The organism is Neotabrizicola sp. VNH66 (assembly GCF_049445895.1).
Classification (GTDB): domain Bacteria; phylum Pseudomonadota; class Alphaproteobacteria; order Rhodobacterales; family Rhodobacteraceae; genus Pseudogemmobacter.
This window is the reverse complement of record NZ_JBMSDW010000028.1, coordinates 1-19,634: the sequence shown is the minus strand read 5'-3', so window position 1 is coordinate 19,634 and position 19,634 is coordinate 1. Positions and strand designations below refer to the sequence as shown.

Below are 19,634 nucleotides of genomic sequence, written 5' to 3'. Positions count from 1 at the left end.
TCAGGCGTCCCTGGGTTCCACGAACATCCGGCCGCGCATCTCCATGTGCAGGGCATGGCAGAACCACTGGCAGTAGTACCAGTAGACCCCAGCATTGGCGGCGGTGAAAGTCACCGACGACGTCGCCTGCGGCCCGATCTCCATCGCGACACCGTGGTTGCCCATGGTGAAGCCGTGCGTCAGGTCGTCGATGTCGTCCAGGTTGGTAACGATCACGGTGACCTCGTCGCCTTCCTTCACCGTGAAGCTTTCCAAGGCAAAGTTCGGCGCCTGGCTGGACATGTAGACGCGGACCTTCTTCGGGTCGTCCTTGTCGCGGATCACCATGTCCTGCCAGTCGTCCAGATTCACCCCGTCCGCTTCGGCCTGCTTGCGGGTTTCGGCCCACATCGGGTCCTGGCGGTTCCAGACCGACAGCGGGTTCAGCTTCGACGCCGCCACGGCAATGGCGTCATGCGGCTCGGCGAAGTTCGGGCCGTCGTGCACCACGACCATCTTGTCGCCCGAGATGTCGATCAGCTGGTCGTTCTCTGGCTTCAGCGGACCCACGTTCAGGAAGCGATCCTTGCTGAACTTGCACAGGCAGACCAGCCAGTTGCTTTCAGCCTCCAGCGTCTCGCCCATCACCGTCTTCAGGTGGCCGGGCTGGTACTGCACATCGACCTTGTCTTTGATCGGGTCCACCGCCTCACCGGCATAGGCCTTGATCGCGTCCTCGATGCTCCACTTGACCACCTGGCTATCGAGAAAGAGCGAGGTGTAGGCAAAGCCCCGCCCGTCAAAGGCGGTGTGCAGCGGGCCAAGGCCAAGCTCGGGCTCCGCCACGACGACGCTGCGCGGATCGACATCACTGTCGAACAGGGTGTCGAACTTCGTCACATCCAGCACGGTGACAGTGGGCGAGAGCTTGCCGGCAATGCAGAGGTGCTTCTTGTCCGGCGCCATGTTGCAGCCGTGCGGGTTGTTGGCGATCGGGACATAGCGGGTGAACTGGCTTTTCGCTTCCTTTCTTCCGTCCAGAATGCGGACGCCGTTCAGCTCCTGCCCCTCGCCCGCTGCAACTGCTGCTTCGATTGCGGCGATGTTGAAGATTACGACATGGTCCATCTCGGCTGCAGTCATTTCGGCCAGCGTCATCCCCATTTCCGAGTTGTACGAGGTCGAGAACGCCCATTTGCCTTCGTAATCCGCGTCGCAGTTGTCCAGGTTACCCGAGACCATGACCTGCCAGGCGGGCAGCATCGCTTCAGCATCCACGGCGGTGAAGACGTTCACATAGGTCGAGACGTCCTGCATCGTCGTCCCGTCGTTGACCAGCGGAGCCTCGTCCTCGCCGTTGCAGAAGATATACTTGGTGCCAGGAAACTTTTGCGGCCGCAAACCGTGGATCGCCTTGGCGTTCGGGATTTCCAGGATCGCGTCGGTCTTCATGACGTCGCAGCGCACCCGGGCGACTCGGGTATTGGCCTTGTCGTTCATGAACAGGTACTTGCCGTCGTACTTGCCGTCGGTGAACGACATGTGGACGTGGTGCAGGTCGCCGTTGTCGTGGATCTTCTTGCCGTTGGCAGCCAGCTGCTTCTTGGTCTTCTCGGTCATCGTGCGCTGGTGGATGCGCAGCGATTCGTTGGTCGAACCCCAGCCGGTGGCCGAGCAGCGGTTGAACACCGGAACGCGCATCAGTTCGCGCATCGAGGGGATGCCGAGGATGCGCATCTCGCCGGTCTGGCCCGAGGACCAGAAGCCGTAGTAGTCGTCCAGCTGGCCGGGCGCGATGCCGCCGTCCGCGCCGGCCGCCAGCGCGGCGGTCGAGCTGCCGGCGGTCAGGCCGGCCGCGGCGCCCAGGCCCAGGGCCGCAGGGCCGAGCGCGAGGCGCCCGCCAAGCGCGCCCAGGGCGGCACCGCCGGCGCCGGCGCCAAGCAGGCCGCGGCGGCTGAGACCTTTCGTATCCTTCGATTCCATGATCGAACTCCTTCGGTTGAATTTTGTCAGACTGCGGTGCGGGCGGCGTTGGGATGCCCGGCAGGCGGCCGCCCCAGAGTCGGCGGAGTGCTTTCCGCCAGTTTCTCCCGCCGCTTCAGCTTTCTGATGACGACGGGGCATTTGGTTTCGGACTGATACAGCACCTGGCAATGCAGGCAGTTGATGCACTCGTTCGGGTTGATCTCTCCGGTCGGGTGGATCGACTGGACCGGGCATTCATGGGCGCAGGTCTGGCAGGGGTTGCCGCATTCGTGGTAGCGCTTCAGCCAGTCGAACATCCGCAGCCGCGCCGGGATCGCCAGCGCCGCGCCCAGCGGGCAGAGATAGCGGCAGTAGAACCGTTCCACGAACAGCCCGGCGATCAGCAGCGCGGCGGCATAGGCCACGAAGGGCCAGGCGCGCATGAACTTCAGGATGATCGCGGTCTTGAACGGCTCCACTTCCGCCAGATGCTCGGCCTGCTCGATGCTGACCAGCGACGCGCCGAAGAGGCCGAGGAAGATCATGTATTTGACCGGCCAGAGCCTTTCGTGCAGGCCCCAGGGCAACGTCCATTGCGGCACCCGCAGCTTTCGGGCGATGTGGTTGGTGATCTCCTGCAAGGCGCCGAAGGGGCAGAGCCAGCCGCAATAGGCCCCGCGGCCCCAGAACAAGAGCGCAGCGGCGACCGAGAACCACAGGATGAAGGTCAGCGGGTCGAGAAGGAACGCCTGCCAGCTGAACCCGGTCATCAGGCTGCCGAACAACGCCATCAGGTTCACCACCGAAAGCTGGGCGTTGAACATCCAGCCCAGCACCACCAGCGTGACCGCCAGATAGGCCATGCGGAACCAGTAGAACCGGCGTTCGTGCCTGACCGCGAAGCTCTGGAAGAAGAACACTCCGGTCAGCACCGCCAGCATGGCGCCTAGGACGGCGATCTTCAGCTTGGAATCGGTCCAGATCCGCTTCCACAGCTCGGCCTGCGCGGTGTCCTCGTCGCGGTCGGCGACGGCGGCGGCCACTTCGGGCACCTCGGCGGGGGCGGTGGCCGCCACGGCGCGCAGGTATTGCGGCGGCAGCTGGTAGCCCAGGTCGAAGGTGGTGAACAGCTTCTCGATCGGCCCGACCTCGCGCTGCACCAGAAGCTGGATGCGGAACGGCTTGGTCGGGTCGAAGCCCACGTCGGCCGGGATCTTGAACAGGTCGGCCTCGGTGAATTCCGGGTGTCCCTCGGCCGCGATGCTGCCCAGCCGGCGGTGCTGGCGGTCGCGGAAGCGGACCGACACGTCGTCCTGGATCAGCACGATCCGGTCGAAGATGCCGCCGCGGACATAGCCCGAGCCCTTGAAGCTGTAGAGCCCGCGGCCGACGACGACCAGCGCATGTTCGCCCGGTTGCAGCCAGTTCTGCAGGTTGGCCTGTTCGGCCTCGCCCAGCATGGCCTCGCCGATGGCGGGAACCGAGACCAGCGCCGCCTGCATCTCGATGAAGGTGGTTTCCGGCGCCTCGGTCAGCGCGCGCTCGGCGGCGCGCTTGTCGTCCAGCGCGGCGAAGGCGGCGTTGACCTGGCCCACGTCCAGCGACAGCCGGCGCAGGGTGCCGTCGCCCTCCATCTCCATCCAGCTGGCGGGAACCGGGGCATCGGGGTTGATCTCGAAGGCCGGCCCCTGCGCCGCCGACTCGGGCTGCAACCCGCCAAGGCCAAGCGCCCGCGCCGCCTTCAGGCCGGACCGCACGATGGAATCGTCGATCACCATCACCGTGACGGTGGCGCCCGAGATGATGTCCACGTCATGCGCGGTGCCGCCCGAATTCGCCTCGGCCACCAGGTCGAGACCGATGTAGCTGTCGACCAGCGCCTTGATCTTGGCCTCGGGGATGCCGATCAGCACGATCGGCTCGGAATGCTTGACCAGATCCATGCCGATGATCCGCGCCTGCGGGTCCACCGCGACGAGGGTATGGATCGGCTTGCCGGAATAGCCGGTGGTGCCGACGAAATCCGAGGTGACGAAGGCCCAGCCGATGGTCTCGCCGCCCTTCAGCACCGGGGCGACCGGCAGGTCCTCGCGGATCGGGCCGTAGCCGTCGGCGCCTTCCACCAGTTCGGCCGCGGGCACCTTGCCCAGCCATTCGGGCAGCACGCTTTGCGCCAGCGCGGGCAGCGGACACAGCAGGGCGAGGACAAGGAGGATCAGTCGGACGAGCGTATTCATAGGGCAACCCGTTGGCGTTGCCCGCTGCCTGCCATCGCACAGGGACCGATGGCTTGACCAAACTCAAGAGGTTCGGCGAAAGCCCGGGCCTGCGGCAAGGAGCCGCAGAATTGACCGGGATCAAGCGCTTGGACCTGCGCAGCCGGGGGGCCGCGGGACAAGGGGCGAAGGTGGATCCGGGGCGCGGGCAAGACGGCCGGGGCGGCCGGGGCCAGCATCCGGGCCGGGCGCGGCGGGGCCTTTTCCGCTGCGGGGCCGGCCGGCAGTCCGAAAGCCAGGACAAGGCAGTCCGGGCAGTGGAAGCAGTCCGAGGAATCGACCGGATCGCCCTTGGCGTCCAGCAGAACGGTGGCGATCCCGCCCTCGGAGCAGATGACCATCTCCATCGCCGGTCCCCTGGCCACCATGGCGCCGGCCGCCGCGCCGTAAAGCGCGACCGCCAACAGGGCCAAAAGGCAAAGGAATCGGGTCAGGGCACGGGTCATGGATCGATTGTTAGCGGTAGGGGGAAAATATGAAACTGATATAGACCGACATTCCCCAAGTGGCCTGCCGCTTGACTTCAAGATCGCCTGATTTTGCTCGCTGGGCAAGCGTTTCTCGCCCCGAGCGGTGTCTGTCGTCGCGCAAACGGCCGAAGTCGGGTGGATCAAGCCTCGAACCCGCAGCATTCTGGCCCGGCAGAGCCGCTTTTCCGCGCGGCAGACGGACCTGTCCTGCCGCTTTCGTTCAGCTTGGGCATGGATCGTGGTCATGCGCATGACGGAGGCGTTCGAAGACGGCGGATGGCGGCAAGGACGGCCCGCACCATCGGGCCGGTGACGGCGACCTCGGCCAACTGGAAGGTAATGGCGCGGGCGTGGCGGACGACGCGGGCGCCGATCTTGATCAGCTTGAGTTGCAGGCTGGTCAACGACCAGTCCGCCATGGCCTCGGGCAGTTCGATGCAGCGCAGGAAGGTTGCCAGGTTGTAGGCCAGCGCGTGCAGTTGCAGCCGCACCTCGTTGTGCCGGAACTTCCGGCATGACAGCCGCGTCCAGCGAAAGGCATATTTGCCTTCCTTGATGTGCTGCTCTGCGGTGCCGCGCTGGTTGTAGAACCTCACCACCCAGTCTGGCTCCATCGGCAGGTTGGTGACGATGAAGCCGACTTTGGGGAACAGCTCGCCCGGATGCCATTCGATCTTGGCGATGACGCGGCGCGGCTTGTCCCAGGACGCCGCCTGATACTCGAAGTCCTCGAAGAACCGTTTGACCTTGGTCAGCGAAGGCCGTCCCACGGGCCGTGTCAGCCGATGCGCGATCTTCTCGCGCAAGACGGCGTTGGCGGGCAGACGGATGGCGTAGAAGAACCTGGCTTCTTCCAGCCGCATATAGATCGCGGGGATCGCGTAGGCAGCGTCGGCCCGGAAGAAGCGTCCACCAAGGTCGCGGCCAGCATATCGGGCAATGACGGGATCAAGGACATCCCGCCAGCCATCGGCGCTGTGGACATTGCCGTTACGCAGGGCGCAGCGCTCCAGCATGCCAAACTGGTTGAACAAGAAGATGGGGTGATAGCAGGTGCAGTCGAAATGCCCGTTCCAGGCAGCACCTTCCTGATCGCCGTGGGTGGGGCTGACCGAGCTGTCCATGTCCAGCACGATGTATTGCAACCCGTTGCGGTCATGAAACCGGTCGATCCATTGGCCGTTCAGATCGGCCAGCGCCGCCCGGTTCGCGGCCAGAGCCAGCGTCTCGGTCTCGAACCGTCCCAACCGACGCTGCACGTGCGTCCTCGAGCCAAACTTTCGACCTTACTGAGCGCCGAAAGAAACGAGTGTACTCACAGATCAGCTTGGTAGCTGAGATCGCCCGATATCTGAACCAATCGCCATTCAGCATAGAGGAATTGCTGGAAACAACAAAGGAAGGCAGTGCAAAGCTCGTTGAAATCGTAAACGATTTTAACGAGCTGCTCTATGACGAGGTAATACCGCGCCTGTTTGCCAAAGTTTTCGAATTGGATGAAACAAGCAAATCAGAAGAACATGAAGTGGAACTCATAAAGGTCCCATCAAGTGGGTACTATGAGGTTACCGCGGCAAAAGACAAGATTGTTCGCAGGGCCGACGCCATTGTCAAAGACAATGAAAGAGAAAAGAGCTTTCACCTTGATGCATACTGCTTTGATTCCAATTCTGAGAGAACCCTCTTTTGGGACCTTCTTCGAGAAAAACGCGTAAAGCAAATCTACTTCACTGGCATGCTGACACATGGCCAGTCTGATTTCTTTGTTCAATATATTGACCCTGAAAGCCGCACAGTTCGGAGCTACTACCCTGACTTCATCTTCTTGAGAGAGGAGCCAGATGGTACCGAGAAGTATGTCATTGTGGAGGTAAAGGGGGATCATCAGGTTGATGATGCCGTCGTTCAAGCCAAGAAGGACTTTGCGCAGCAGATCGCTGCGGCCAGCGGCATGGAGTATCAAATCATCAAATCCACTGATGCCGACCAGAACAGGTTCAGGATGTTGTTGTAATCCCCCCTCCTCTGGTTCCTCCCCGGTCCAGAACGTATGCGGGGGGGCGCAGCGCGGCGGTTCGTTAGCGTGAGGCAGTTTCACCGGGGAAGCCAGGCGGAAGCCACCTTGCGGCCCGGAGCCGGAAATCTTGAGTCAGATCAGCGGCTTGCGGAATCACGATCTGGCTAGGGTGGATTCCCGGCGGGAAGCCAGGGAAGCCACCTTCGGGGAAGCCAGGTGGCCAGAAGCCACCACGGAAAGCCAATTCGTCAGAAGCCGTTGAATCCGCTTCACTTTTCGGGTTGACAGACCTGCCCCCATTGACCTACCCCTTGATCATCGAAGAATTGCGCCCGGAGGAACCCCCTCGCGGGCGCTTTTCATTTCCCCTCCCCCACATCCCGAGCCCCATCCCATGGACCTCGTCTTCGCGCCGAGCCAGGTTGAATCCTGGCCGATTGCCCGGCTGCGCCCCTATGCCCGCAATGCCAAGATGCATGGCGACGAGCAGGTGGCGAAGATCGCCGCCAGCATGGCCAAGTTCGGCTGGACCGTGCCCTGCATGGTGGCCGACGACGGCGAACTGATCGCGGGGCACGGCCGGGTGCTTGCGGCCACGATGCTCGGGCTGACCGAGGTGCCGGTGATCCGGCTCAGCCATCTCGACGAGGCGGAACGCCGGGCCTACCGGATTGCCGACAACAAGCTGACGGAACTGGGCGAATGGGACGAAGCCCTGTTGCGCGACGAGATCGCGGGGCTGCTGGCCGAGGATTTCGACCTGACCCTGCTTGGCATCAGCGATGATGAGCTTGACGCGCTTTTGCGGGATCCCGAGGCGCTGGGCGGCGATGGTCCGGTCGAGGGTGAGGACGATGTGCCCGAACTTCCGGTCACGCCAGTGTCGGTGCCGGGCGACCTCTGGCAGCTGGGCGCGCATCGTTTGATCTGCGGCGACAGCACTGCGGCCGATGTCGTTGGGCGGCTGCTCAGTGATGTCCGCCCCCTGCTGATGGTGACCGACCCGCCCTATGGCGTCGAATACGATCCCTCCTGGCGCAATCAGGCTGGCGCGGCCAAGACGAAACGCACAGGTAAGGTGCTGAACGACGACCGGGCCGACTGGCGCGAGGCTTGGGCGCTGTTTCCCGGCGACGTCGCCTATGTCTGGCACGGCGCGCTGCATGCCGCGACAGTGGCCGAGAGCCTGGTGGCCGCGGGTTTCGCGATCCGGTCGCAGATCATCTGGGCCAAGGACCGGCTGGTCCTCAGCCGCGGCGACTATCACTGGCAGCACGAACCCTGCTGGTATGCCGTCCGCGCCAAGGGCAAGGGTCACTGGGCGGGGGACCGCAAGCAGACGACGCTGTGGCAGATCGCCAACCGGGATCAGGATGCCGATACGGTCCACGGCACGCAGAAGCCGGTCGAGTGCATGCGGCGCCCGATCCTGAACAATTCCAGCCCCGGCCAAGCCGTCTATGAACCCTTCATGGGATCCGGCACCACGCTGATCGCGGCCGAAACCACGGGCCGGGTCTGCCTCGGCGTGGAACTGAACCCGGCCTATGTCGATGTCGCCATCGAGCGCTGGCAATCCTTCACGGGTCAAGAGGCAGTGCTGACGGAAACCGGCGAAACCTTCGCCTCGCTCAAGGCAAAGCGGCTCGCAGCATGAACGCACCCCTCCTGCCCGGCCGGATCGAGCATTGGCCGCTGGCCCGTCTGCGGCCCTACGCCCGCAATGCCAAGACCCACGACGCCGACCAGGTGGCAAAGATCGCCGCCAGCATGGCCGAGTTCGGCTGGACCGTTCCGTGCCTCGTCGCCGCGGATGGCGAGTTGATCGCGGGCCATGGCCGCGTCCTGGCCGCGGCACAGCTCGGGCTGGCGGAGGCGCCGGTCATCGTGCTCGGCCACCTGACCGAGGCGCAACGTCGTGCCTATCGCATCGCCGACAACAAGCTGACCGAACTAGGCGGGTGGGACGAGGCACTCCTGCTCGAGGAACTGCGCGGGCTGATGGCCGAGGATTTCGACCTCGGGCTGATCGGCATCCCCGAGGAGGAGCTGGACGCCCTGCTGCACGATGCCGACGACCGCGCGTCCATCGACGATGACACTGCCGATACCATCCCCGAGGCCCCGGCCGATCCGATCACCCGCCCCAGCGACATCTGGCAGCTCGGGCATCATCGCCTGATCTGCGGCGATGCGACCGACCCCGCCGTGGTGGCGCGACTGATGGACGGGGCGCAGGCGGCGCTGATGTTCACCTCGCCGCCCTATGCCCAGCAGCGCGACTATGGCGCGGCGAAGGAAAAGGTCGGCGATTGGGATGCGCTGATGCAAGGTGTCTTCTCCGCAGCGCCGGTCACCGTCGATGCCCAGCTGCTGGTCAACCTCGGCCTCGTCCATCGCGATGGCGAATGGATCCCGTATTGGGACGGCTGGCTCGACTGGATGCGCGCGCAAGGCTGGCGCCGCTTCGGCTGGTATGTCTGGGACCAGGGGCCCGGCCTGCCCGGCGACTGGAACGGCCGCCTGGCACCTTCCCATGAGTTCATCTTCCACTTCAACCGCCAACCCCGTAAGCCGAACAAGACCGTGGAAAGCAAGCACGCAGGCGAAACCCTCGGCGGCGGTGGCCTCCGCGGCGCCGACGGCACGGTCCATCGCAAGACCGGCTACGGAAACGCGATCCAGAGCCACCGCATTCCGGACTCTGTGTTCCGGATCATGCGCCACAAGGGCGGTCTGGGCGCGGCCGGATCGCACCCAGCCGTGTTCCCTGTGGCGCTCGTCGAGGCGGTGCTGGAGGCCTTCACCGATCCCGGCGACCTGGTGTTCGAACCCTTCTGCGGCTCCGGAACCCAGCTGATCGCCGCGGAACGCACCGGGCGGCGCTGCTGCGCGGTGGAATTGGACCCTGTCTATTGCGACGTCGCCGTGCGGCGCTGGGAGATGGCAACGGGACGGAAAGCTAGGAATTCTTGCCTTGATGAAAGGTGCTAGACTCGCAAGATGCACCCGTTTCCCCTAAATCTTAGGTGTTGTCGGGGGATTGCTATGGGTCGTGGGCGAAAAGAGACAGGCTTCTTTGGGACGATTTTTGCTGCTTTGACCGGCGGCACGACGGTTCGCAGGACGACGACCTGGACGGGCAAGAAAAAGACGATTGTCACCCATTGGGGCAGCGGAAAGACGAAAGAGTACACGCACAATGACGGCTTTTTCGGAAACAAGACGACGACTAAGACCACCAAGAACGGTCGCGTCGTTGAGCGCGGTGAAGTAAAAAAGGGCTTCTTTGGTGGCACCTATGAAACCGCCAAGAAGGTGGATGGCACGAAGGTCGAACGCAACTTCCGTTCCGGCATCTTCACTGACTATGTAACCACCAAGCAGAGCGGAACCTGCCACGCATGCGATGGCAAAGGAACCTTTTCCAAGGCGTGCAGAGCTTGCAGAGGAGATGGGCAATTCGCAGTTGCAGGCAAACACTGCGCGAACTGCGCGGGCACTGGCTCGCTAATCGATGAACGCGTTTGCCCAGGGTGCCACGGAGACGGGTGGTGGGTGAAGCCTAGCAATAGCCCTTGTCGTGCTTGTGACGGCAGTGGAATTCACATCGAAACGTGCCGAAAGTGCACTGGCAGCGGCCTGTACCACTACCCTCGCTGATTATCTAAGAAGATCCGGCTGCTTGCCGCTCTTGGCGGCTTTCCATCGCCTCTAAGAATCATTGTTCGACTTTATACACCGTGCCCCTGCGCTCTTCTCTCTTAGCGTTGATGGGCAGGCCCAGTTTCTTCTTCAGGGCGCCAGAGATGCAGCCCCTGACCGTATGTGCCAGCCATCCGGTGGCCTCGACCATCTCTGCGACCGTCGCGCCCTCGGGCCGCTGGAGCATGGCGATGATCTGCGCCTGCTTGGTGCCAGCGCGGATGGCGACGGGCTTGGCGGTATCGGCGGGCGTCTGTTCCGCCTCATGCTTCGGCCTCGCCCTCCGCGCGCTGGCGACGGCGCTGGCCACAACCGGCTCGGTCCCGGTGGCCTCCAGCCCGGCCTCGGTCGCGATCAACGTGGTGCCGTGGCCATCGCCGGTCTCGCGCCACATCGGCTCGCCGCGCCGCAGGTTGGCTTCGACCTCCTCGAGCCAGCCGCGGGCGATCATCTTGCCGACCACCATCTTGGCGGCGGCGCCGACCAGCCCCTCGGGCAGCGGCAAGGCGAGGTTGCCGGGCCGGGTCGCGGCGCGGGACAGGATAAGCGACTGGGTGTCGGACGGGGTGATCATCGGGGCCTCCGTGGCTTTGGGCGCGCGGTGTGCGCGCCTTCTACGCACGCAAGCCCCGTCGTCGGACGGGGCGGCCATCGTGCCACGTGGGCGCGTCAGGCGGCGTGTTCGCCTTCCTTGAAGGCGCTGTCGGTGATCTGGCGCAGCAGGCCCGCGTAGTGCTTCAGCGTGCCGACATGCCCCCAATGGATCTCGTCGGGGTGGTTCTCGAAATGGTCGTCGCTGAGGGTCTTCAGACGCTCCAGCATGGTGTCGATCTCGGCCTTGGCGGCGATGAACGCGTCGAGTGCCTTGTCATTCTGGGCGGCGCAGCGGGTGGTCATGGCGGGGCGTCCTTTGCTGAGTTGCATCGTCTCCTTGCGATCAGATTCGCTCTGTCGCGGTCTCTAATCAACTGAATACCAAGCAATATCATCATCTTGATCGGATTATCCTCGCCATGAAGGGCATGAGCGAACGCGAGTATGCGGCCCATTCCGGGCTGTCCCGCGGCGGGGTGCAGAAGGCGCGTAAGAACGGGCGGCTGGTGGTTTTCGACGACGGGTCGATCAACGCAGCGGCCTCGGATGTGCGGCGGGCGGAGATGACGGACCCCGACCAGCAGCGTCGGTCGATTGGTGGTGACGGCCTAGCAAGCGGCCCGGGCGAGACGACGTCCTACATCAAGGCCCGCACGGCGCTGACGGTTTACGCGGCGCAAGAACGCCAGTTAGCGGTCCAGAAGAAGAAGGGCACTCTGGTCGACCGTGCCCGGGCGGAAACTCTAGTGTTTCGCCTGGCGCGGCAGGAACGGGATGTCTGGGTCACCTGGCCCGGACGGGTGGCCGCGCTGATGGCGGCGCAGATCATGGCGGAGGTGGAACGGCAATCCGAGGCATCGGTGACGATCGAGACCGCGATCATGCAGAGGGTGCTGGAAGCCCATGTCCGCGAACAGCTCGACGCCCTCGCCGACCTCCGGGTCTCGCTTGCATGATGAGGATGACGACAACGACCTGACGGCCGACCTCGACCTCGGCTTCGACGGTGCCGAAGACCTTCTGAGGGTCTGGCGGCAGGGGATGCGCCCCGATCCGAACCTGACGGTCTCGGAATGGGCGGATCAGCATCGCTGGCTGTCGTCGCGCGGCGCGGCCGAGCCGGGGCGCTATCGCACCGCCCGGGCCCCTTATCTGCGCGAGATCATGGATGCGCTGTCCCCCGGCCACCCGGCCCAGCGCATCACCTTCATGAAGGCCGCGCAGGTGGGCGCGACCGAGGCGGGCAACAACTGGATCGGCTTCGTCATCCATCATGCGCCAGGCCCGATGCTGGCGGTGCTGCCGAGCCTGGAACTGGCGAAGCGCACCTCGCGCGGCCGTCTTGATCCCCTCATCGCGGATAGCCCGGCGCTCCGCGAACGGGTGAACCCGGCCCGATCCCGAGATGCCGGGAATTCGATGCTGTCGAAGGAGTTTCCCGGCGGCATCCTGGTCCTGACCGGGGCGAATTCCGCCACCGGCCTGCGGTCGATGCCTGCGCGCTATGTCTTTCTCGACGAGGTCGACGCCTATCCCGCTTCGGCCGACGAGGAAGGCGATCCGGTCACGCTGGCAGAGGCGAGGACCACGACCTTCTCGCATCGGCGCAAGGTGTTCATGGTCTCGACGCCGACGATCCGGGGACTCAGCCGGATCGAGCGCGAGTTCGAGGCATCCGACCAGAGGCGCTACTATGTGCCCTGCCCCCACTGTGGGGCGATGCAGTGGCTGCAATTCGACCGCTTGCGCTGGGCGAAGGGGAAGCCGGAGACCGCCGCCTATCACTGCGCAGGCTGCGAACGCCCCATCGCCGAGCACCACAAGACCGAGATGCTGGCCCGCGGCGAATGGCGGGCGACTGCGGTTTCCAGGGGTCCGAAGGCCATCGGCTTCCACCTGTCGGCGCTCTACTCGCCGCTCGGGTGGAAAAGCTGGTCCGACGTCGCGCGGGAGTGGCTGGCGGCCCAGGGGTCGGACGAGACGCTGCGCGCGGCGCGCAACACGCTTCTCGGCGAGACATGGGTAGAGTCGGGCGACGCGCCGGAATGGCAGCGGCTGGCGGATCGGCGGGAATCCTGGAAACCGGGCACTGTGCCCATGGCCGGGCTGTTCCTGACCGCCGGGGCGGACGTCCAGAGGGACCGGATCGAGGTCGATATCTGGGCCTGGGGCCGGGGCCTCGAGTCCTGGCTCGTCGATCACATCGTCATTCCCGGCGGGCCTGACGATCCGGCCGCCTGGGACAAGTTGACCGCCTTGCTCGGCCGGTCATGGCAGCATGCCAACGGCGCGTTCATGACCATGGCACGGCTTGGCATCGACACCGGGTACGAGGCCGCGGCCGTCTATGCCTGGTCGCGCAAGGTCGGGTTCGAACAGGTGGCGCCGCTGAAGGGCCTCGAAGGGTTCAACCGGTCGGCACCCGTGTCTGGGCCAACTTTCGTCGACGCCACGATCGGCGGGAAGCGTCTGCGCCGCGGCGCGAGGCTTTGGTCGGTGGCAACGGCGACGTTCAAGGCGGAGACCTACCGGTTCCTGCGGATCGAACGGCCCTCGGACGAGGACCGCGACGCCGGGTTGCTGGACGCCCCCGGCACGATCCACCTTCCCGGCTGGGCCGACACCGAATGGCTGAAACAGCTGGTGGCCGAACAGCTGGTCACCATCCGCAACAAGCGCGGCTATGCCCATCAGGAATGGCAGAAGATGCGCGAGCGGAACGAGGCGCTGGACTGCCGGGTCTATGCCCGCGCCGCGGCATGGATCCTCGGCGCCGACCGGTGGGACGAGGCGACATGGCGGCGGCTGGAAGCGCAAGCGGGCGTGGAAACGCGCATGCCCACGACCACCGCAACCGACAGTGCCACGCAAGACCCGACCCAGCCCAAGGCCGGAACGCTGACCACGCCACGCCGGAAGCGGCGGGCCTACACCCCGAACTTCATGAGGGACTGATGGACCTGGAACGCATGCAGGCCATGCTGACCGCGCTGCAGGAAGCCCGCTTCGCCGGGCTGCGCAGCGTCAGCTACGACGGCAAGACCGTGACCTATGGCTCGGATGCCGAACTGGCGACTGCGATCCGCGACTTGGAAGGCCGGATCGCTACCGCCTCTTCGACGCCCCGCCGCCGTCGCTGGGGCACCGTGGCAACGAAGGGTCTGTGACCCATGGTGCTGGATGCCTTCCGCGCGCGACTCGGGTCCATCATCGGCGGGTTCGATGCCGCGCAGTCCCACCGCCGGATGCGCGGGTTCCGTGCTACGCGGGCGCATGTGAACACGCTGATCGCCGCCTCGGGCGAGACGATTTCGGCGAAGAGCTGGCGCAGGTCTTCCAACTCGCCCGCGATCCGGTCGCGGACGGCCTCGGGAAGCGGCTGGTAAGGGTTCGCATCGACCTTGCGCGCGCCAGCGTGGATCAGTGTGACGGCGATGCCCTTCTGATCGAGCGCTCCGCTCATGTCGCTGTGCATCGCCACGACACCGATGCTGCCGACCGCGCCGGTGCGGGGCAGGATGATGCGGTCGGCCTGGGAGGCGAGGGCATAGGCGGCCGAGAGGGCGTGGTCGGCGACAAAGGCCTGTACTGGTTTCACCTGACGCGCGGCACGGAGGCGATCCGCCAGATCGAAGGCTCCGGCCACCTCGCCGCCGAAGCTGTCGATGTCGATGTCGAGGGCGATGCCGCGGATCGCAGGGTCAGCAAGGGCCGCCTGCAGCTGGGCCGCAATGCCTTCATAAGATGTCAGCCCCGAGGACTGGCCGATCCAGGCACCGCGATGCACCAGCGTGCCTGCGATCTCGATGACCGCGATCCCGTCCACCACGGCGAACGGCTGGCTTCCGTTCCGCGCCTGGCGGCTGGTCAGGTCGTCGCCAAAGAGCGAGGCCCGGGCGGGGAGGGTGGCGGCATCCCGATCTTCGGCCATGATCTCCAGCCCTTCGACGCTGATTTCGCAGCCAGCGATCCGGGGGCCAAGCCCGGTCAGGAAGGCCAGTGCCTTGGCGGGATCGACCATCAACGGCGTGTTGAAGACGCGCTGGGCGATCTGGGTGTGATGCATCATCCCTCCTCCGCGGGCGGGGGTTCCCGGTCCTCGCCGTTCTCTTGCCGATCACCCTCGTCCAGCCGATCTTGCTCTTGGTCCTCGGCGTCATTTGGCCCACTTCCGCCACCCGCCGCCTGCGCCGGGGATCCCGGCCGCCGGAAGTCGAGCCCCAACTCCGCCTCGCGTTTGCGTTCGGTCGCGATTTCCCGGTCGACCTGCTCTGCGTCGTAGCCGCGTTCGGCGATGGCCTGCGTGCGGGATTTGAGGCCCGCCTCGATCTGCAGGATCTCGGCCGCGGCATCCTTCGCGGGGTCGATCCAGTCCCATTTCGTGGGGAGCCAGTCGCAGGCGAGGTATGCGCGCCGGTCGGTGGCGTAACCTGGCAGGTCGATGGCGCCCGCCAGTACGGCCGTGTCCATCCAGCGCGTCCAGACGGCGCGGCAGAGTTGATAGACCATCACCGAATGCTGGAAGGCCGAGATCCGGCGGCGGAAGTCGACCAACGCGATCCGCGTATTCGAGAAGTTGCCCTTGGCGGTATCGCCGGTCAGGTACCCATAAGGCACGCCCAGCGCCGCGCCGATCTGCAAGAGCGTCCGGTACTGGAAAGGTTCGTAAGTGGACCCGGAATCCGGCGTCGATGGCGTGGTCACGTCCTCGCCGGGATCGAGCCGCACCACCTGGCCGGGTTCGACCTCGAGATCGTCCTCCGCCGGATCGAGGGCGGTTTCCGGGGCGGGCGACGTGATGAACATCGCGAACATCGCCGCGGTCTTCTTCCGCTCCAATTCCGCATCGTCGTAGAGATCGAGTGTGAACAGCTTCACCACGGCCGCGGTAAAGCGCGACACGCCGCGCAGCTGGCCTGCCTCGACCGGGTCGAGGATGTGGATCACCTCCGAGGCGGGCACGCGCACCGTCTCCCCCGCCAGCCCCGGATCGGTCATGTCGCCCGGATGGCGACGCAGGAAGTGGTAGGCCACGCGCCGCCCGATCCCGTCGAATTCGATCCCCTGCCGGATCGACCCAGCGCCGGGCAACGCGCGCGTCAGGTCCTGGGGCAGCATTTCCGAGGGGAGCATCTGCAACTGCATCGGCACGGTCAGTCCGTCTTCTGTTCGCCTAGTGCGGATGCGCAGGAAGACTTCGCCTGCCAGGAACACCTCCCGCGCCGCCCGGCGCTGCAGGCCGAAGAAGTCGGTCAGCCCCTCGGCATCGGCCTCGTCGGTCCAGGCAAGCCAGAGCTTCTGCAACTCTTCCTTCTTTTCCGCGTCCGCGATCTTCGACGATGGCTTGATGCCGTCGCCCACGACATGGTTCGCGAAGGCGTCGACAGCGTTCGCGGCGTAGCCATTGTTCCTGACCAGCCAGCGCGCCCGGGCGGTAACCGTCGCCGAAGGGCGTGACCGCCGCCTCGACACTCTTCGGGCGCTGGGCACCGAGGCCGCTGTATTTCGAGGCGAGTCGGCCGTCTTCGCTGGTCTTGCCGACGAGGTGGCCGATCCCGTCACCGCCTTCCGCGCTTTCGTCGCCGCACCCCGCGGCACAACCACCCCCAGAGGAAAGGGCCCGATGATGACCACTGCCCCAGAAGACCATGCGCAGCCTGCGACCGAGCCTGCAGCCAGCCCACCGCCGGAACCGGCCCCGCCCGCGGCAGTCGCACCGTCGCAAACGGCGGCGGCCGTGATGTCGCCCGAAGCAATCCGCGCCGAGGCGGCCGAGGTCGCACAGGTCTGCGCGCAGGCCGCGCGCCTCGGCGTCCAGATCGACGCATCCGATGCGGTCGCCAAGGGGGTGAAACCAGAAGCCCTGCGCGCGAAGGTCCTGGCCGATCTTGCAGCCCGCAGTGACGCGGCGGGCATCATCGCCACCGCCCCGGCGGCGGGCGCGAAGGAAAGCCCCATCGTCGCGGCCGCGAAGAAATCGGCCGCTGCCTCGCGCTGACAATTCTGCCCGCGCTGGGCACCCCCATCCCCCAACATCATGGAGACTGAACCATGCCCGTCCTGACGGAACCGCCCAGCATGGGCGATGTCCTCAAATATGAGGTCAACCCGAACTACACCCGCGAGGTGGTGACACTGCTCGCGGGCATGCCCTATCCCGTCGGCGCCGTCCTTGGCCGCATCACCGCCAGCGGCAAGTACAAACTGGCGACCAGCGGCGGCAGCGATGGCGCGCAGACCGCCACGGCCGTCCTGCTCTATGCCGTCGATGCCACACTCGCCGATGCGACCGGCATCGTCGTCGCCCGCGGCCCCGCCATCGTCTCACGTGCAGGCCTCGCCTACGACGCCACCGTCGATGACGGGGCGAAGATCACCACCAAGATCGGCCAGCTGGCCGCGGCAGGCATCGTCGCCCGCGACGGCGTCTGACCGCTACCAACGAGCGCGCCCCTCCCCTCATTCCCCCGGAGCCCCACCATGACCCTCGTCCGCAATCCCTTCGACGCTGGCGGCTATTCGCTGGCCGAGATGACGCAGGCCATCAACATCCTGCCCAACCTCTATACCCGCCTCGCCCAGATCGGCCTCTTCCGCTTCGAAGGCGTCAGCCAGCGCTCGGTCATCATCGAACAGTACGAGGGCGTCCTGAGCCTTCTGCCCTCTGTGCCCCTCGGCGGCCCCGCCACCGTCGGTACGCGGGAAGGCCGGTCCATGCGCAGCTTCGCGCTGCCGTGGATCCCGCATGACGATGTGATCCTGCCCGCCGACATCCAGGGACAGCCAGCGCTGGGCGCCTTCGACGCGGCCGATCCCCTCGTCGAGGTGATGAACCGCAAGCTCCTGCTGATGCGGCGCAAGCACGCCCAGACCCGGGAATATATGGAGATGAACGCGCTGCGCGGCATCGTGAAGGACGGCGCAGGCACCACCCTCTACAACTACTTCACCGAATTCGGCTTGGCGCAGATCTCGGTGGACTTCGTGCTGGGCACTGCCGGAACGAACGTGCAGGCCAAGGTCCGCGAGGTACTGCGCGCCATCGAGGACAACCTTCTGGGCGAGGCGATGACCTCGGTCCATGCGCTGGTCAGCCGCGAGTTCTTCGACAAGCTGATCGCCCATCCGAAGACGGAAGAGGCCTACAAGTTCTATGCCTCGACCGGCGCCCAGCCCCTGCGCGAGGACGTCCGCCGCAACTTCCCCTTCGGCGGGATCCTGTTCGAGGAATACTCCGGCACCGTCACCCTCTCGACCAAGGCCACCGAACGGCTGGTCCCGGCAAACGAAGGCATCGCCTTCCCGCTCGGGACGATGGACACCTTCACCACTTATGGCGGCCCCGCGAACCTGCTGGAGACCGCCAACACCATCGGCCTGCCGCTCTATGCCCGCCAGCATCTCGACGAGAAGGGCCGGTGGATCGACGTCATGACCGAGGCCTCGATCCTGCCGGTGAACAAGCGGCCCCGGCTGGCGATCCGCCTGCACACGTCGAACTGACGCCAGGCAGAAACGCCCATGTCCGTCTTCGCCGCCGCCATGGACTGCATCTTCACCCATGCCTCCATGGCGGCCCCGGCCCTCTGGATCTCGGCCACCACGTCCGAGGAACGCCCGATCCGCATCATCTGCCGCGCGCCAGATCGCGTCACCGACTTCGGCGCAGGGCGGTTCGTCAGCGACACGACGGTGGTGGATGTGCGCGTCGCCGACTTGCCTACCCCGCGCCCGGGCGATGTGATCGTCATCGGTGCTGACAGCCATGTCATCCAGGGGGAACCGCTGCGCGACCGCGAACGGCTGATCTGGACGCTCGATCTCCGCCCGGCGTGATCCGATGAAACTGAAGATCAGCATCGACCCCGACCTCGCCGCCCTGATGCAGGCGGAAATCGCCGCGGGCGAGAAGGCCGTCACCACCGCCATGCGCGAGGCAGGCGCGGGCCTCAAATCCGCCTGGCGCGGCCAGGTCACCGGCGCGGGGCTGGGCACCCGGCTCGGCAACTCGATCCGGCTGGCCACCTATCCCAAGGGCGGCGAGAGCCTGAACGCCGCAGCGCTGGTCTGGTCCAACGCCCCGGTGATCGTCAGCGCGCATGACACAGGGCCACTGATCCGGTCGCGCGACGGGTTCTGGCTGGCCATCCCCACCCCGGCAGCGGGAAAAAGCACGAAAGGCGGCCGCATCACCCCCGGCGAATGGGAACGCCGCACGGGGCTGCGGCTGCGCTTCATCTACCGGCGAAGGGGTCCGAGTCTGTTGGTGGCCGAGGGGCGATTGAATTCGAAAGGGCGGGCAATGGCATCCAAGTCGAAAACCGGACGCGGGCTGACCACCGTGCCGATCTTCCTGCTGGTGCCGCAGGTCGAGGTGCGCAAACGGCTCGATCTGGCGCGCGATGCGGAATGGGCCATCGATGGCGTGACGGGGAGGATCGTGGCGGAGTGGGAAATGAGGAAATAATACGGAACAAGAACGAGAGAACCAAACATCCTATAGACGTTGTTGCACTTATCGGTGATGCGGATTCACGTCGTGAATCCTGAGCGTTAGATTCGGTCCATGCCGAAGCCTTCCTCTGCCCGCTACCGCACGACGAACTGGCCCGCCTACAATGCGGCCCT

At 65.5% G+C, this 19,634-nt stretch carries 18 protein-coding genes and 2 pseudogenes; 12 read left to right on the top strand and 8 right to left on the bottom strand.

From position 1 onward, the window contains the following. From nosZ to ACO2Q5_RS22620, 4 genes are all read right to left on the bottom strand, one after another. Positions 1–1,962: a TAT-dependent nitrous-oxide reductase gene (gene nosZ / locus ACO2Q5_RS22635; protein WP_299912668.1), complete on the bottom strand. Its 1,962-nt coding sequence runs from the start codon at positions 1,960–1,962 to the stop codon at positions 1–3. Positions 1,963–1,988: 26 nt separating this feature from the next. After that, a complete protein-coding gene (locus tag ACO2Q5_RS22630) occupies positions 1,989–4,181 on the bottom strand; it encodes a NosR/NirI family protein (protein ID WP_174212933.1) in 2,193 nt (730 codons plus the stop codon). Further along, the gene (locus tag ACO2Q5_RS22625; RefSeq protein WP_423295303.1) at positions 4,178–4,666 is read right to left on the bottom strand and encodes a hypothetical protein; all 489 of its coding nucleotides are present in this window, start codon (positions 4,664–4,666) and stop codon (positions 4,178–4,180) included. Before ACO2Q5_RS22625 ends, ACO2Q5_RS22630 begins: the two co-directional genes overlap by 4 nt. A 266-nt stretch (positions 4,667–4,932) precedes the next feature. Then, positions 4,933–5,949, bottom strand: coding sequence for an IS1380 family transposase (locus ACO2Q5_RS22620; RefSeq protein WP_299912662.1), 1,017 nt, complete (start codon positions 5,947–5,949; stop codon positions 4,933–4,935). A 50-nt stretch (positions 5,950–5,999) separates the two neighbouring features. On the opposite strand from ACO2Q5_RS22620, the gene ACO2Q5_RS22615 reads away from it, so the two are divergent. The 4 genes from ACO2Q5_RS22615 (at position 6,000) to ACO2Q5_RS22600 (ending at position 10,370) form a co-directional block, all read left to right on the top strand. After that, positions 6,000–6,704 carry a TnsA endonuclease N-terminal domain-containing protein gene (locus ACO2Q5_RS22615; RefSeq protein WP_299912660.1) on the top strand — a complete coding sequence of 235 codons (705 nt, stop codon included), beginning with the start codon at positions 6,000–6,002 and terminating at the stop codon, positions 6,702–6,704. A gap of 397 nt (positions 6,705–7,101) precedes the next feature. Continuing rightward, positions 7,102–8,364 carry a DNA methyltransferase gene (locus ACO2Q5_RS22610; protein WP_423295301.1) on the top strand — a complete coding sequence of 421 codons (1,263 nt, stop codon included), beginning with the start codon at positions 7,102–7,104 and terminating at the stop codon, positions 8,362–8,364. Continuing rightward, on the top strand, positions 8,361–9,701 hold the full coding sequence (locus ACO2Q5_RS22605; protein ID WP_423295299.1) for a site-specific DNA-methyltransferase: 1,341 nt from the start codon (positions 8,361–8,363) through the stop codon (positions 9,699–9,701). Before ACO2Q5_RS22610 ends, ACO2Q5_RS22605 begins: the two co-directional genes overlap by 4 nt. Before the next feature lie 54 nt (positions 9,702–9,755). Next, entirely contained in the window at positions 9,756–10,370 is a 615-nt protein-coding gene (locus ACO2Q5_RS22600) for a hypothetical protein (RefSeq protein WP_423295297.1), read from the top strand. A 58-nt stretch (positions 10,371–10,428) separates the two neighbouring features. On the opposite strand, the gene ACO2Q5_RS22595 is transcribed toward ACO2Q5_RS22600, so the two are convergent. Both ACO2Q5_RS22595 and ACO2Q5_RS22590 read right to left on the bottom strand, forming a co-directional pair. Then, on the bottom strand, positions 10,429–10,986 hold the full coding sequence (locus tag ACO2Q5_RS22595; RefSeq protein ID WP_423295294.1) for a DUF3489 domain-containing protein: 558 nt from the start codon (positions 10,984–10,986) through the stop codon (positions 10,429–10,431). A 95-nt stretch (positions 10,987–11,081) separates the two neighbouring features. After that, entirely contained in the window at positions 11,082–11,309 is a 228-nt protein-coding gene (locus ACO2Q5_RS22590; protein WP_423295292.1) for a hypothetical protein, read from the bottom strand. Between the two features lie 116 nt (positions 11,310–11,425). Between ACO2Q5_RS22590 and ACO2Q5_RS22585 the strand changes: the two genes are divergently transcribed. From ACO2Q5_RS22585 to ACO2Q5_RS22575, 3 genes are read left to right on the top strand one after another with little or no spacing between them, the layout of a single operon-like run. Further along, entirely contained in the window at positions 11,426–11,962 is a 537-nt protein-coding gene (locus tag ACO2Q5_RS22585) for a hypothetical protein (RefSeq protein ID WP_423295290.1), read from the top strand. After that, positions 11,910–13,961, top strand: coding sequence for a phage terminase large subunit family protein (locus ACO2Q5_RS22580; protein WP_423295288.1), 2,052 nt, complete (start codon positions 11,910–11,912; stop codon positions 13,959–13,961). The genes ACO2Q5_RS22585 and ACO2Q5_RS22580 overlap by 53 nt, the downstream gene beginning before the upstream one ends. Then, on the top strand, positions 13,961–14,173 hold the full coding sequence (locus ACO2Q5_RS22575) for a phage head-tail joining protein (RefSeq protein WP_423295286.1): 213 nt from the start codon (positions 13,961–13,963) through the stop codon (positions 14,171–14,173). Before ACO2Q5_RS22580 ends, ACO2Q5_RS22575 begins: the two co-directional genes overlap by 1 nt. A 146-nt stretch (positions 14,174–14,319) precedes the next feature. Here the strand turns inward: ACO2Q5_RS22575 and ACO2Q5_RS22570 are convergent. Further along, a pseudogene (locus tag ACO2Q5_RS22570) lies at positions 14,320–14,937 on the bottom strand (S49 family peptidase); the annotation flags it as partial. Positions 14,938–15,071: 134 nt separating this feature from the next. Further along, positions 15,072–16,493: pseudogene (locus tag ACO2Q5_RS22565) on the bottom strand (phage portal protein); the annotation flags it as partial. On the opposite strand from ACO2Q5_RS22565, the gene ACO2Q5_RS22560 reads away from it, so the two are divergent. From ACO2Q5_RS22560 to ACO2Q5_RS22540, 5 genes are read left to right on the top strand one after another with little or no spacing between them, the layout of a single operon-like run. Continuing rightward, positions 16,411–17,004, top strand: coding sequence for a hypothetical protein (locus tag ACO2Q5_RS22560; RefSeq protein WP_423295334.1), 594 nt, complete (start codon positions 16,411–16,413; stop codon positions 17,002–17,004). The pseudogene ACO2Q5_RS22565 and the gene ACO2Q5_RS22560 overlap by 83 nt on opposite strands. A 53-nt stretch (positions 17,005–17,057) precedes the next feature. Continuing rightward, complete coding sequence (locus ACO2Q5_RS22555; protein ID WP_423295284.1) at positions 17,058–17,438, top strand: head decoration protein; 381 nt, start codon at positions 17,058–17,060, stop codon at positions 17,436–17,438. 48 nt (positions 17,439–17,486) lie between these two features. After that, entirely contained in the window at positions 17,487–18,509 is a 1,023-nt protein-coding gene (locus ACO2Q5_RS22550; protein WP_423295282.1) for a major capsid protein, read from the top strand. Between the two features lie 18 nt (positions 18,510–18,527). Continuing rightward, a complete protein-coding gene (locus ACO2Q5_RS22545; RefSeq protein WP_423295279.1) occupies positions 18,528–18,842 on the top strand; it encodes a head-tail joining protein in 315 nt (104 codons plus the stop codon). A 4-nt stretch (positions 18,843–18,846) separates the two neighbouring features. Next, positions 18,847–19,473: a DUF6441 family protein gene (locus ACO2Q5_RS22540; RefSeq protein ID WP_423295277.1), complete on the top strand. Its 627-nt coding sequence runs from the start codon at positions 18,847–18,849 to the stop codon at positions 19,471–19,473. The last annotated feature ends 161 nt before the right edge of the window (positions 19,474–19,634 follow it).